The organism is Myxococcus sp. AM009 (assembly GCF_013372605.1).
Classification (GTDB): domain Bacteria; phylum Myxococcota; class Myxococcia; order Myxococcales; family Myxococcaceae; genus Myxococcus; species Myxococcus vastator.
The window spans coordinates 1-13,611 of sequence record NZ_JABXEP010000094.1; the positions used below are offsets into that span (position 1 = coordinate 1).

Genomic DNA, 13,611 nt, shown 5'->3' on the forward strand with positions numbered 1-13,611 from the left:
TGAATGAACACCCGCCCACCCCGAGGGGCACCACACATTGACGGGACACTTCATCCCACCGCACCCTGGATGACCCAGCAGTCTGGCGTTCCATCCCATTCAGGAGCGTGCGCGCCATGCCTTCGGCCTCTCCCGGAGTACGCGGCATCGACCATGTCGGCATCACCGTGCCGGACCTCAATGTGGCAACGGCCTTCTTCATCGAGGCCCTTGGCGCCGAAGTGCTCTACGACAGCCTGGAGAAAGGACAACCGCCCCAGGAAGGCGCGGACCTGCAACGGCGCCTGCGCTTCCTCTCCGGCTCCAGCATCCGCGCGATGCGCATGCTCCGCCTGGGCAACGGCGCCAGCATCGAGCTGTTCGAATACACAGCCCCCGAGCAGCGCCCGCCAGCGCGGCCCAATGACCTGGGCATCCAGCACCTGGCCGTCTACGTGGATGACATGGACGCGGCGCGCGCGCGCTTCCAGGCGGCGGGGGGCGAGGTCTTCTCGAGCCCCCACGAACTGCCAGCGCTGGAGCAAGGCCCCGGCAACGCCTTCTGCTACGCCCGGGCACCCTGGGGCACCCTCATCGAACTCATCACCTACCCGTCGCCCCAGCCCTACGAACAGCAGACCGCGCTGCGGCGTTGGAAACCACCCCAGCGCGGCTGAGCCAACGTCACAGCGCCGCGCGAACCGCCTTCATCGCGCCGTCGTAGTCCGGCTCGTGCGTCATCTCCGGGACAATCTCCCGGAACACGACCTTGCCCGCACGGTCCACCACGAAGGTGCTGCGCGCCAGCAGCCCCAGCTCCTTCATGAACACGCCGTACTTCTCACCGAACTCGCGGTCCTTGTAGTCCGACAGCGTGGTGACGTTCTGGATGCCCTCGGCGCCAATGAAGCGCCCCAGCGCGAAGGGCAGGTCCAACGTGACGAACCACACCTTCACGTCCGGCCCCAGCGCCGTGGCTTCCTTGTTGAACGCGCGAAGCTGCGCCGCGCACACCCGCGTGTCCACGCTGGGCGCCACGCTCACCACCACCACGCTGCCCTTCGCGTCGGACAGCCTCACGGCGTCGTTGAGCCCCTTGAAGACGGTGAAGTCCGGAGCCGCGTCCCCCACCTTCACCTCGTCTCCCACCAGCGTCACCGGCTGACCCTTGAACGTGACGATGCCCTTGTGCTCGGCCATGGAATGCCTCCTCCTCTGGAAAGGGGCGCGGACTACTTCACCAGCAACGCCGCGCCAATCAGACCGCTGTCGTCTCCCAGCTCCGCGTCCGCGATGAGCAGGCCCTCGCGCGACGTGGTGGAGGACCAGGCGCGCACGCCCTCCTCCACGCGGCGCCGCAGCCCCGGGCAGTGCGTCAACACGCCACCGCCCAGCACCAGCCGCGCCGGGTTGAGCATCGTCACCTGGTTGGCCACGGCCAACGCGAGGAACTGCGCCGCCCGCTCATAGACTTCACGGGCCGCCACGTCGCCCGCCTCCGCCGCCTGCTCCAGCGTCACCGGGGTGATGCGCGCCGGGTCGCCGCCCGTCAGCCGCGCCACCTCGGGCGAACCCCCGTTGGCGAGCAGCTCCCGCGTCTGCGCGATGAGGTTGTGGCCGCCGACGTAGGCCTCCAGGCACCCCAGCTCACCGCAGCCGCAGCGGCGTCCGCCGGGAACCACCTTGATGTGGCCCAGCTCGCCCGCCACGCCGCCGCCGCCATCCACGAGCCGCCCGCCCGCGATGATGGCGCTCCCCACGCCCGAGCCCACGAACACCACCAGCATGTCCTGGGAGCCCCGGCCCGCGCCGGCGTTGAACTCGCCCCAGGCCGCCGCGGACAAGTCGTTCACCACGCGCACCGGCTGGCCCAGCCGGGCCGTGAGCAGCGCGCCCAGCGGCACGTTGCGCCAGCCCAGGTTGGGAGCGACCGACAGCACGCCCGAGTCCTTGTGAATCTGCCCGGCGGCCGCCACGCCGCACGCGCTCAGTGGCACGCCGGCGAGCTTCACCGCGTCCGAGACCGCCTGGGCAATGGTCTCCACGACCCCCGAGGGACTGCGCTCCACCAGGGCCACCTTCGAGGCGGTGATGAGCCTGCCCACCTCGTCCACCACGGCGGCGCGGGCAAACGTCCCCCCCAGGTCGATTCCGAGCGTTGGCATGGGCGCGTCCTCTCAGGGCTTCAGCTTGGAAACCAACGCGGCCGCCAGGCCTTCTACTTCCTTCTGGCGCGCCTCGTCCTTGAGCTTCCCGTCCGGAGTGAAGGCCTCCGACGCGCGGGCCAGGTGCACCTGCGTGGGCAGCACGTGCGCCCCCACGGAGGCCATCACCTGCCGCAGGTGCGGCTGCATGCGCGCGGTGCCGAAGCCGCCGGGCGTGGCGCCCATCATCGCCACCCACTTCTCCTGGAAGAGCCTGCCGGGGGGGCGGGACACCCAGTCGATGGCGTTCTTCAGACCGCCCGGAATGGAGGAGTTGTACTCCGGGCTGGCGATGAGCAGGCCCTGGGCCTTGCCCAGCCGCTCGCGCAGCGCCTCCACGGGAGCGGGCAGGGCCTTGGCCTCCACGTCGCCGTCGTAGACGGGCAACGCCAGCGTCTTCAGGTCCACCACGTCCACCGCCGCGCCCAGCGCGCGGGCGTGGGCGACGGCGATGTCCAGGAGCTTGCTGTTGAAGCTCCCGGTCCGGAGGCTGCCACTGATGGCGAGGATGCGCGGCGTCGTCATGTCAGCCCCCGACCTCGACCTTGACCTTCTCCACGGTGCCCTCGATGAGGGCCTGGATTTCCTTGAGGCGCTCGGGCGTGTTGGCCTCGAAGCGCAGCACCAGGATGGGCTGCGTGTTGGAGGCGCGGATGAGTCCCCATCCGTCGGGGAACGTCACGCGCACGCCGTCCACGTCGATGATGTCGTGGCCCGCGGCGCGCAGCGTCTCCGTGGCGCGCTTCACCATCTCGAACTTCTTCTCCTCCTTCGTGTCGAAGCGCAGCTCCGGGCTGGCGTACGTCTTCGGCACGTCGGACAGGAGCTCCGACAGGGTCGCCTTCTCGTGCGTGAGAATCTCCAGCAGGCGCGCGGTGGAGTAGATGGCGTCGTCGAAGCCGAAGTAGCGGTTCTTGAAGAAGATGTGGCCGCTCATCTCCCCGGCAAGCTCCGCCTGCGTCTCCTTCATCTTCGACTTGATGAGCGAGTGCCCGGCCTTCCACATGACGGGCTTGCCGCCGCGCTTCGCGATGTCGTCGTACAGCGTGTAGCTGCACTTCACCTCGCCGACGATGGCCGCGCCCGGGCTCTCCTTCAGCACGTAGCGGCTGAAGAGCACCATGATCTGGTCGCCCCAGAGGATGTTGCCCTGGTCGTCGATGACGCCGATGCGGTCGCTGTCGCCGTCGTAGGCGATGCCCACCTCGGCCTTCTCGCGCTTCACCGCCGCGATGAGGTCCTCCAGGTTCTCCACCACCGTCGGGTCCGGGTGGTGGTTGGGGAACGTCGCGTCCATCTCACAGAACAGGGGCACCACGTCGAAGCCCATGCTCTCGAACAGCGGCACCGCGATGGCGCCGCCCGTGCCGTTGCCGGCGTCGATGACGATGCGCATCCCCTTGCGGCCCACCTTCACCGTCTGGCGGACGAAGTGGTTGTACGGGGTGATGATGTCGTACGGCGTCACCGTGCCCGGCTTGGGCGACACCTCGAAGTCCCGCGCCTCGATGAGCTTGCGCAGGGCTTGAATCTCGTGGCTGTGGAAGGTCGTCTTCCCCGCGCCAATCTTGAAGCCGTTGTACTCGGGCGGGTTGTGGCTGCCGGTAATCATCGCCAGGCCGTCCACCGGCAGGGTGTTGGCGGCGAAGTACGTCAGCGGCGTGGGGACCACGCCCACGTCGAACACGTTGAGGCCCGTGGAGGTGAGGCCCGCGCAGAGCGAATCCCGGAAGCGGGTGGAGGACTCGCGGCAGTCGCGGCCCACCGCGATGGAGCGCCCGCCCTGGCGACGGATGATGGTGCCCAGGCCCTTGCCCAGCAGCTCCACCACCTCGGTGGTGAGGTCCTTATCGACCAGGCCTCGGATATCGTATTCGCGGAAGATGTGCGCGTTCATGAAGGTGTCCCCGCCCCCGTGACGACGGAGGGCATGGCAGAGGGCGGCGGACTCTACACGAGCGCGGGCCAGGGGGGCACCCGGCCAGAGGGCGCCCCGGGCCCGTTGGAGGGCCAAGGGGCCGGCAAGGGCTCCCGCGCTACGGAAGCGGGGCCCGAGGAGCCGGGCCCTCCTCGTGAAGCACGGGGGGCATGGAGGGCGTCAGCCCCTGGGCCCGCTGGCGAAGCTCCTGGTAGTGCCGCAGCCACGACACGTTGAGCGGGTCCAACGCCAGCGCGTTCGCATACCGGGAGAGCGCGGCGCGCAGGGCCCGCTGCGCCTCCAGCGCGTGCCCCTGGGTGAAGAGCACCCGGGCCCGGGCCTCCGAGCCTGGCCGGGCCGACAGGAAGGCGTGGCGCAGGGGCTCCACCTCCTCGTCCGGCAGCCCTGCTTCCACGCAGCGGGCCAGCCCGGGCAGGTTGCCCCGGACGGCGTCGAAGCCGGCGCGGCTCAGCGGCTCGCCCAGGGTGCGCCGGGCGGACTCCACCCGGCCCCGCAGGGCCTCCAGCGCGCGGCGCTGCCCGGACGGCAGCGGACGGGCGCGGAAGCCGTCCAGCCGGCGCAGGGCGGCGCTGGCCCGGCGGCGAAGCTCCTCGAAGTCGGCGTCGGGCCGCGCGCCCAGCAGGGCATACGGGTCCTTCGCGGCCTCCGCGGCCCGGGCGAGCAGCCGCGCCAGCTCTCCATCCGGACGCGGCTGTGGCCGGCGGCCCTCCTCCAGCATCCACGCCACCCACTGGCGCAGCGCCGGCGAGGGCTCGTCGAAGTGGAGGAACGCGCCCGCGGCCACGCCCCAGGTCCGGGCCTCGTCCCCCGTGACATGGCGGACGACGTCGCCCTCGCACGTCGTGGTGCGCCCCGCGAAGGACAGCTCCACGCCCAGGCGCGCGGCCAGCGGCGGCAGCGCGCCGTCCCACGCGGCGAAGAAGCCATCCACCGACATGTCGCTGGCCACCACCCGCGTCCAGCCCTCCGCCAGCTTCACGCGGACCTCCAATCCCGCCGGCGCGGCGACGCGCGGGGCGGGCGCCTCCAGCACCGGCTCCGCATGGGCCGCCGCCCGCAGCGCCAGGTGCAGCGGCGTGGCGCCGTCCTCCGGAATCGCCTGGCCGAAGATGGTGACGTTGCCTTCCGGCACGCGCATCTCCGGCAGCAGCAGGATGGGCGCCTGGGACGCGGCGTCCTCGTCCACGTCGAACGCGAGGTCGATGTCCACCAGCAACTCCACGTCATCGACCAGCGCCGCCTCGCGCTCCGCCGCGAGGGCACGCGGGTCCATGCAACACGCCAGCGCCTCGCGGAACGCGCGGGCATCCGGGAAGCGCTCGGCCGGCCGCGGCGCCAGGGCCCGCAGCAGCACCGAGGACAGCGCGGGCGGCACGCACGGATTGAGGACATGCGGCTCCGGCGGCGCCAGCTCCCCCGCGCGACCGATGCCGAAGGGCAGCCGCCCGGTGAGCAGCAGGTAGCCCACCACGCCCAGCGCATACACGTCCGCGCGGCCATCCACGGCCTCACCGGACCACTGCTCGGGCGCGATGAAGGCCGGCGAGCCCACCACCATGCCGCGCGCCCGCTCCTCCGGAGACAGGCTCGAGCTGAGGATGGCGCTGGCGCCGAAGTCGAGCACCTTCACCCGGCGCTCCCCCCGCGCGTCCCGCGTGAGGACGAGGTTGTCCGCGGACAAATCCCAGTGCATGAGCCCCCGCGCGTGCGCGGCCTCCACGGCCTCCAGCGTCTGCCCCAGCAGCTCCACCGCCTCCACGGGCGCCAGCGGCATGGGGAGACGGGAGAAGGACTCACCGTCGGCGTACTCCATCAGCAGGCACGGCAGGCCGCCCGGCCCCGGGCGCGCGTCCAGCACGCGGGCCACGTGCGGGTGGACCAGCTCGCGCAGCGCCCGCGCCTCCGCGTAGAAGCGGCGCTGCATGGCCGGCCGCGCCGCCAGGTGCGGGTGCAGCACCTTCACCGCGAAGCGGTGCCCCGTGGGGAGATACTCCGCCAGGTACACCGTGCCCAGCGCCCCCGCTCCCAACCAGCGCCGGAAGACGAGCGGACCGTGCCGCTGTCCCTCCAGGCAGCTCGCCGACACCGCGACGCCGTCATGCACCGCCAGGCAAGACGCCTCGGTCGGATGGTCCACGTCACACCGCATGCAGGCCATACCCCACCACCCTCTGCCGCCCCGGAGCGGGGCAGGCGGTGGGGGGCCTTGCAACCGGCGTGCAGAGGACCCTTGTCCACTCACCGACAGAGCAAGCCCCCAAGAGCGCAAGGTCACCGGTGAATCAGGGGCTCGCCGCCGGTACTTCTTCCAGGGTGGGAACCGGGCGTTTCTCCAGCGCACCTTGCCCCACCTGGACGCCTACAGGTACTTCGTCAGCTTGCGAGCCTTGAGCGCCTCCACCACCTTGCGCACCTCCTGGCTCTTGTCCTTCGGAACCACGAGCACCGCGTCGCCGGAGTCGACCACCACCATGTCGGAGAGGCCCACCACGGACAGCGGACGCTTGTCGGCCAGCACCACGCAGTTGTGGCAGTCCACCACCACGGCCAGGTTGCCGGACACCACGTTGCCGTGGGCGTCGGCGGGGCGCACCTCGGGAATCGCCGCGAACGAGCCGACATCCGACCAGCCGAAGTCACCCGGCAGCACCGCGATGTTGGAGGCCTTCTCCATGACGCCGTAGTCGATGGAGAGGGAGGGCAGCTTGGGGAACACCTTCTTCAGCACCGCGCCGAAGGTCCGCTTGCCCGCGGCCTTGCGCAGGGCGTCCAGGCCCTTCTGCATCTCCGGCATGTGCTTCGCGAAGGCCTCCAGGATGACGTCCACGCGGAAGACGAAGATGCCGCCGTTCCACAGGTAGTCACCGGAGGAAACGTAGCCGCGCGCCGTCTCCAGGTCGGGCTTCTCCTTGAAGGCCCGCACCTTGCGGCCTCCGCCCTCCAGCGCCGCGCCGACCTGGATGTAGCCGTAGCCCGTCTCCGGGCGCGAGGGCTTGATGCCCAGCGTGACGATGTGCCCCGCCTCCGCCAGCTCCGCCGCGTCCGCGAGCGTGCGCTTGAAGCCGGGCACGTCCGCCACGTGGTGGTCGGAGGGCAGCACCACCATGACGCCCTTGGGGTCGCGCGCGGCCACCTGCACCGCCGCCAGGGCGATGGCGGGCGCGGTGTTGCGCGCCACCGGCTCCACCAGCAGGTTCGCCTTGGGCAGCCCCTTCACCAGCTTCGCCGCGGCCTTCGCGTGCAGGGGACCACAGACGATGAAGGTGTCCTTCACCGAGGCGAGCCCCTTGAGGCGCGCGGACGTGTCGGTGATGAGCGGCAGCTTGGAAGCCAGCGGCAGGAACTGCTTGGGCCGCGCCTGACGGGACAGCGGCCAGAAGCGGGTGCCGGAGCCACCGGCCATGATGACGGGGTAGAGGGCCATTGTTGCGGGTGTTGCCATGGCGGCGCACCATACCGTTTCGGCCTCGCCGGGAAAGAGGGACTCGCCTGCCCGCCCTCCAGACGGCGAGGCCACGAAGGGTGGTGAGAGTTTTGACCCGCCACCCAAAAGCCAGTCTCATGCCGCGCTGTTGGACTTCCTCAAGGCCAGATCCACCGGGCTGACGCTCATCCTCACCGTCGCGTTGGCGCTGGGGCTGTCGCTTGCGCCGGTCCCAGACGCCCTCCGGCCCCTCCCGAGTCTCCAGCGGGGACCCCTGCCCGAGAAGCTGGTGGCGCTCGTCCTGCCGACCTCGCTGTCGGGCGGGCGCGCCGCGCGTCCGCCCGGAGAGGTGATGACGGCGGGGGCGGGCGCGGCCAAACGCCCGCCGGAAGAGACGGAGGAGGTGGAGGACGAGGTCGACGCCGGCGCCCTGGTGGCGGAGCCGCTGCCCGTGGTGCCCACGGCGCCGGGCATCGGCCTGGAGGAGCTGAGCGCCCCCACCCTGGCGCGCGCGAAGGACCTGGAGGCCCTGCGCGAGCGCATGGGCTCCCAGCACGTGGACATCGAGCTCAACTGCCGCAAGGCGGGGCCGGACGGGAGCTGCCTGGAGGACGGGCTGGCGCCCTACACCCGGGCCCTGGCCGAGCTGCGCGAGGACACCCGGCGCACGCCGGTGCGCGTGGTGCACCTGGGCGACTCGCTGGTGGCCTCCGACCACATCACCGACCTGGTGCGCGACCGGCTCCAGGAGCGCTTCGGCGCGGGCGGCAAGGGCTTCCTCTTCATCACCCGCCCCGCCAGCGCGGGCCGCTGGACGCGCTCGGGCCGGGGCTCGGACGGCTGGGAAATCGAGCGGCTGGTGGACTCCAAGTGGCCCCGCGACCGGGTGGGCTGGACGGGCGTGGCCTTCAGCACGGAGAAGGGCTCCCAGAGCACGCGTTATGACGTGAGGGGCTCGCGCGTGGCGGAGCTCTTCTTCCTGGCGCAGCCCGCCAGCGGCTCCGTGCAGTTCTCCGTGGACGGCAAGCCGCTGCAGCGCATCCACACGCGAGGCTTCTCCAAGAGCAAGTCGGAGGCGGCCTTCGCCCGCGTGACGCTGCCGCGGGGCGCGAAGTCGCTGACGCTCACCACGTCCGGCAAGGTGGAGCTGCACGGCATGACGCTGGAGTCGGGCACGCCGGGCGTCGTCTACGACACGGTGGGCCTGCTGGGCGGCATGGCGGAGGTGTACCTGCGCGCCCAGCCCGCCGCCTTCCGCGCGCAGCTGCGTCAGCGCAAGCCGTCCCTGGTGGTGATGATGGTGGGCGGCAACGAGGCCTTCTTCTACTCGCGCGGCCGCACCACGCTGGACGAGGTGCGCGCGCAGATAAAGGAGCTGATGTCCCGCGTGCGCGCCAACGTGCCCAACGCCGCGTGCCTGTTGATGGCGCCCATCGACGCGGGCGTGCGCACCATGAGCGGCGAGGTGGTGTCGCGCCGGGGCACCCGGGAGATTGGCGACATCTACCGCGAGGAGGCCCGCGCGGCCGGCTGCGCGTTCTGGGACGCCTACGCCGCCATGGGCGGCGAGGGCTCCGCGCTGCGCTGGCTCGAGGAAGGGCTGATGCTGGACGACCTCGTCCACCCACGCGCCCGGGGCTCCGACCTGCTGGGCCACCTCTTCGACCTGTCCCTCCAGCGCACGTTCGCGAAGAGCCGGGCGCCGCTGGTGGCCGCGGCGGACCCGACCGGCCTGCAGTACGCGGACACCGCGCTGGCGCGCACGTTCGACAAGCTGAAGCGCCGCGAGTCCGGCGAGGCCCTCCGCGTGGGCGTCGCGCAGTTGGGCGGCACGCACACCGCATCGCATGAATTCACGGACGCGGTGCGCGAGGTGCTGACGAAGCGCTTCGGCGACGCGGGCCGGGGCTTCATCGCCGCCGGCAAGGCGTCTGCGCGCCTGGAGCCCGCGGGCGTGACGCGCGCGCTGGAGGGGGACTGGACCCTGGAGGACGCCGCCAAGGACGCGCCCCCTGGAGGCCTGTGGGGCCTGACGGGCATCCGCGCCGTGGGCGGTCCGGGCGCGAAGCTGCGCATCCAGTTCTGCAAGGACTGCCCGGAGGCGAAGGAGACCTCGGGCCGGTTGGATTTGTACGCGCTGGACGCGCCGGACGTGCGCGCGCCGGACATCGCGGTGGACGGCGAGCTGCTGCCGCCGGACGCGCCCTTGCCGGAGCCGCTGACCCAGCCCACCGTGCGCGTCCGCTCCTTCCCCGTGACGGGGGCCTCGCACACCGTGGAGGTGACGGCGCCGAAGGACGGCCACGTCACGGTGCTGGGGGCGTCCCTGGAGTACGACACGCCGGGCGTCGTGTACGACGCGCTGGGGCTCCCCGGCGCCACGGCGTCGACCCTGGGGGCCATGGACGCGGCGGCGGTGGACTCGCAGTTGGCGTCGCGGCGGCCGGACCTGCTCGTGTTCTGGTACGGCACCGACGAGGCGAACCAGCCGGGCCTGGATGCCTCGGCGCTGCGCCGGGACTACACCGCGCTGCTGACGCGGCTGCGCAAGGCCACCCACGCGGAGTGCCTGGTGATGGGCCCCACGGACCGGCTGGCGCGGGGCGCCAACGGCCGGTGGAGCGAGGCGCCCTCGCTGGCGTCGGTGCTGAACACGCTGCCGCAGGTGGCGAAGGACGCGGGGTGCGCGTACTGGTCGCCGCGCGCGGCCATGGGAGGAGAGCGCGCCATGCTGCGGTGGCAGCGCGCGCAGCCCGCGCTGGGCCACGCGGATGGCGTCCAACTGACTCCGGAAGGCTACGCGCGACTGGCGGGGGCCTTCTCCCGGGAGCTGCTCACGGCGTACGAGGTCCACAAGAAGTCGGGCCCCACCTCGCGCGTGGAGGACAACTGACGTGCTGTCGCACAGCGTCCAGTACCTCGTCTTCGTCATCGCGGTGTTCGCCCTGTACTGGGCGGTGCACCGACACTACTGGCCGCGCATTGGCGTGCTGCTGGTGGGCAGCCTCTTCTTCTACGCGGCCTTCACGCCCTTCCCCATCCTCATCTTCCTGGTGGGCGTCACGGTGGACCACCTGTGCGTGAAGGGCATGGCCCGCGCGCAGTCACAGGGGGTCCGCAAGGCGCTCGTCACGGTGTCGGTCGTCTCCAACCTGGGCCTGCTCGCGGGCTTCAAGTACCTGGAGATGCTGCGACAGACGTTGCTGTCGCTGCTGGCGCCGTGGGGGATTGAGGTCCGCGCCGAGCCCTTCAACCTGCTGATGCCGGTGGGCCTGTCCTTCTTCGTCTTCCAGGCCATCAGCTACACGGTGGACGTGTACCGGCGGAAGGCGAGCGCGGAGCACTCGTTCCTGGAGCACCTGCTGTACCTGCTCTTCTTCCCGCGCGTGGTGAGCGGCCCCATCGTCCGGGCGTCGGAGCTGATGGCGCACTTCCGCCAGACGCCGGGCCTCACGCCCGAGGCCGGTGCCCACGCCCTGTTCCGCATCGCGGTGGGCCTGGTGAAGAAGCTGGTCATCGCGGACGTGCTGGGCGCGGGGTTGGTGGACCCCGTCTTCGCCGCGCCGGAGAAGTACGCCTCCGCGGAGTGCATCGTCGCGGCGGTGGCCTACACCTTCGAGCTCTACTACGACTTCTCGGGGTACTCGGACATCGCGATTGGCGTGGCGGCGCTGTTCGGCTTCACGTTCCCGGAGAACTTCAACCGGCCGTACCTGGCGAAGAACATCGGCGAGTTCTGGAACCGGTGGCACCTGAGCCTGTCCACCTGGCTGCGGGACTACCTGTACCGGCCGCTGGGCGGCAACCGCGTGTCGAAGCCGCGGGTGCTGTTCAACCTGATGACGGTGATGGTGCTGGGCGGCCTGTGGCACGGCGCGGACTGGCGCTTCGCCGTCTGGGGCGCGGTGCACGGCGTGGCGCTGTGCGTGTCGCGCTGCTGGGAGTGGTCGGTGGGCAAGCCCGAGTCGCCGAGCGTCCCCCGCGTGGCGCTGGGCATGCTGACGACGTTCACCATCGTCGTGCTGACGCGCGTGGTGTTCCGGGCCGCGGACATGACGCACGCGGGTGAGTTCTACGAGCGGATGATGGCGGGCGTGCCCGGCATCGCCAACGTGAGCCCGCTGGTGTGGGCCATGCTGGCCGCGGCCGTGTTCTTCCATGCCGTACCGATGAAGCTCTACACGGTGTCGTCGGACCTCTTCGTCCGCATGCCCGTGCCGGTGCGCGCCGCGGCGCTGGTGGTGCTCGGCCTGGGCATCCGCCACCTGTCCTCCGTGGAGACGCGCCCGTACGTGTACCTGCAGTTCTAGGCGGGGATGCGGGCCGCCGGGCCCTTGCCGCCGGGGCTGGCGCCACACGCGGCGCGGGAACACCCGAGGAGGAGCGTTCCGCCCGCGGGTCCCCGCCCCGTTCATGCGTCTTGCCGCCAGGCTTGCGCGTTCCCAGTCTCTGGTGGGTGGGCTCGTCGCTGGGAGCCAGGAAGGGCCCCCAGGGGCACGCCTGGTCGCCGGGGCCGGTCGGCTTGAGCGCGCTGGCGCAGGGTCAGTGCCGTCACGGAGGGACTGCGCATGGCGGGCATCCGGGCACTGTCCCGCACGGTCATGGGACGTGGTGCCCCCAGGCACGGTCCACCCCGAAATACCCAGCCACTCCGTTGGTGGCTGCGGCGCCGGTTGTGGCTCACGCCCGTGGTGGGGGCGGTGGTCGGGGCAGGCCTGGGCGTAGTGTTCGTAGACCCGCCCGCGTTCGTGGCAAGAGTCCTCCGCGGTGTCGCGTGGCAGGCCACCGCCCCGGAGGCGCGAGACATGCTCTCCACCGCGCTGGGGATCGCGTTGACGTCGCTGAGCATCGTCCTGTCCCTCTCCATGCTCGTGGTGCAGAACGCCGCCGGTCAGTTTTCGCCACGGCTGCTGCGCCATTTCCTGCACGGAGCGGGCATCCGCGTGGTGATTCCGGTGTTCGTCGCCACGAGCGTCTTCTGCCTCGTGGCCACGCACGAGTTCGGGCTTGTCTCGGACTCGGGGCGCGCGCCGCGTCCGGCGCTCAGTCTGGCCTTGTTGCTGCTCGTGGCGTGCGAGGGCGCGCTCATCTTCCAGGTGCTCCATACGCTTCAGACAATGCGCGTGGAGAACATCGTCCAGCGGGTGCGCGTGGACACGCTGCGTGTCGCGCACAGGATGGAGCGCCTGCGCGCGGGGGACATGAAGGCGCCAGCCGAGGTCCCAGCGCCCACGGGTGAGCTGTGGCCGCTTCGAGCACAGCAGAACGGCTTCGTCGTCTCCGTGAATGCGCGGGCCTTGCTGGAAGTGGCGACGACGAGGCGGCTCGTCGTCCATTTGGAGCGAGCCATCGGCGAGCCGGTGATTCAAGGCGGCGAAGTGGGTTGGTTCGCAGCGGATGACCGCCCATCCCCCGCTTCGCGTGAGGAGGCCGAGGCCCTCCTGCTCCGGGCCATCCGCACGGACCGCTGGCGGGACGAGGACGTGGACGTCGCGTTGGGCGTGCGCCAGTTGGTGGACGTGGCCGTCAAGGCACTGTCGCCGGGCATCAACGACCCCTACACCGCGGTGGAGGCGTTGGACCAGCTCACCTTCCTGATGTGCGAGCTGAGCCGGCTGCGGCTGGGCCTCCGCGTGGTGCCAGACATGTCCGGGCGCCCGCGCGTCTTCCTTCGTGCTCCGTCGCTGCGCGACTACCTGGACCTGGTCACGGACCAGACGCTCCGCTACGGCGCCGCCGAACCCGCTGTCGTGCTCCGGCTGCTGCGGCTGGTGGGCGCCGTGGGCCAGCACACGCGGAAGGAAGAGGCGCACCGGGCAGCGCGTGAGGTGCTGCACCGCATCCTGGCGGCCACGGAGCATCGTCAGAAGGACGCCTCGTGGCTTGCGGGCATCCGCCGTTACGCGGAGTCACTGGAGCGGGCGATGGAGGGGAGCCCCTTGCCTCCGCTGCCCGCGATTGGCTTTTGAGGCAGACGACGGCGCCCGGCGTGGCCGAAGGCGAAGCCGGAGGGACAGGAGCATTGGGCGATTCGCCCCAGTCGCAGCACGCCCGCCAACAGCAAG

General features: G+C 71.3%; 10 protein-coding genes. 4 read left to right on the forward strand and 6 right to left on the reverse strand.

The features are described from left to right. Positions 1 to 116: 116 nt before the first annotated feature. Complete coding sequence (locus HV824_RS22240; protein ID WP_176418284.1) at positions 117 to 656, forward strand: VOC family protein; 540 nt, start codon at positions 117 to 119, stop codon at positions 654 to 656. Positions 657 to 663: 7 nt separating this feature from the next. Here the strand turns inward: HV824_RS22240 and tpx are convergent, their stop codons facing one another. From tpx to HV824_RS22270, 6 genes are all read right to left on the reverse strand, one after another. Beyond that, positions 664 to 1,179, reverse strand: a complete 516-nt coding sequence (gene tpx / locus HV824_RS22245) for a thiol peroxidase (protein ID WP_176418283.1) — start codon at positions 1,177 to 1,179, stop codon at positions 664 to 666. Between the two features lie 32 nt (positions 1,180 to 1,211). Then, a complete protein-coding gene (locus HV824_RS22250; protein ID WP_176418282.1) occupies positions 1,212 to 2,144 on the reverse strand; it encodes an ROK family protein in 933 nt (310 codons plus the stop codon). A 12-nt stretch (positions 2,145 to 2,156) separates the two neighbouring features. After that, complete coding sequence (locus HV824_RS22255; RefSeq protein WP_176424171.1) at positions 2,157 to 2,708, reverse strand: NADPH-dependent FMN reductase; 552 nt, start codon at positions 2,706 to 2,708, stop codon at positions 2,157 to 2,159. A 1-nt stretch (position 2,709) separates the two neighbouring features. Continuing rightward, positions 2,710 to 4,080 carry a phosphomannomutase/phosphoglucomutase gene (locus HV824_RS22260; protein ID WP_176418280.1) on the reverse strand — a complete coding sequence of 457 codons (1,371 nt, stop codon included), beginning with the start codon at positions 4,078 to 4,080 and terminating at the stop codon, positions 2,710 to 2,712. Positions 4,081 to 4,219: 139 nt separating this feature from the next. Next, the gene (locus tag HV824_RS22265) at positions 4,220 to 6,280 is read right to left on the reverse strand and encodes a serine/threonine-protein kinase (RefSeq protein WP_176424172.1); all 2,061 of its coding nucleotides are present in this window, start codon (positions 6,278 to 6,280) and stop codon (positions 4,220 to 4,222) included. A gap of 201 nt (positions 6,281 to 6,481) precedes the next feature. Then, a complete protein-coding gene (locus tag HV824_RS22270) occupies positions 6,482 to 7,546 on the reverse strand; it encodes a mannose-1-phosphate guanylyltransferase (RefSeq protein WP_176418303.1) in 1,065 nt (354 codons plus the stop codon). 16 nt (positions 7,547 to 7,562) lie between these two features. Between HV824_RS22270 and HV824_RS22275 the strand changes: the two genes are divergently transcribed. The 3 genes from HV824_RS22275 to HV824_RS22285 all read left to right on the forward strand — a co-directional run bounded on the left by HV824_RS22275 (position 7,563) and on the right by HV824_RS22285 (position 13,515). Then, positions 7,563 to 10,439 (forward strand): GDSL-type esterase/lipase family protein, encoded by a 2,877-nt coding sequence (locus HV824_RS22275; RefSeq protein WP_176411374.1) that lies wholly within the window; start codon positions 7,563 to 7,565, stop codon positions 10,437 to 10,439. A 1-nt stretch (position 10,440) separates the two neighbouring features. Further along, complete coding sequence (locus tag HV824_RS22280) at positions 10,441 to 11,856, forward strand: MBOAT family protein (protein WP_176424173.1); 1,416 nt, start codon at positions 10,441 to 10,443, stop codon at positions 11,854 to 11,856. A 291-nt stretch (positions 11,857 to 12,147) separates the two neighbouring features. Continuing rightward, a complete protein-coding gene (locus HV824_RS22285) occupies positions 12,148 to 13,515 on the forward strand; it encodes a DUF2254 domain-containing protein (protein WP_255208250.1) in 1,368 nt (455 codons plus the stop codon). Positions 13,516 to 13,611: the final 96 nt, after the last annotated feature.

Excerpts from the sequence above, each read along its gene's own strand:
- HV824_RS22240 (WP_176418284.1), top strand. The coding sequence starts at position 117 with ATGCCTTCGGCCTCTCCCGGAGTACGCGGCATCGACCATGTCGGCATC.
- tpx (WP_176418283.1), bottom strand. The coding sequence starts at position 1,179 with ATGGCCGAGCACAAGGGCATCGTCACGTTCAAGGGTCAGCCGGTGACG.
- HV824_RS22250 (WP_176418282.1), bottom strand. The coding sequence starts at position 2,144 with ATGCCAACGCTCGGAATCGACCTGGGGGGGACGTTTGCCCGCGCCGCC.
- HV824_RS22255 (WP_176424171.1), bottom strand. The coding sequence starts at position 2,708 with ATGACGACGCCGCGCATCCTCGCCATCAGTGGCAGCCTCCGGACCGGG.
- HV824_RS22260 (WP_176418280.1), bottom strand. The coding sequence starts at position 4,080 with ATGAACGCGCACATCTTCCGCGAATACGATATCCGAGGCCTGGTCGAT.
- HV824_RS22265 (WP_176424172.1), bottom strand. The coding sequence starts at position 6,280 with ATGGCCTGCATGCGGTGTGACGTGGACCATCCGACCGAGGCGTCTTGC.
- HV824_RS22270 (WP_176418303.1), bottom strand. The coding sequence starts at position 7,546 with ATGGCCCTCTACCCCGTCATCATGGCCGGTGGCTCCGGCACCCGCTTC.
- HV824_RS22275 (WP_176411374.1), top strand. The coding sequence starts at position 7,563 with ATGGCGGCGCACCATACCGTTTCGGCCTCGCCGGGAAAGAGGGACTCG.
- HV824_RS22285 (WP_255208250.1), top strand. The coding sequence starts at position 12,148 with ATGGGACGTGGTGCCCCCAGGCACGGTCCACCCCGAAATACCCAGCCA.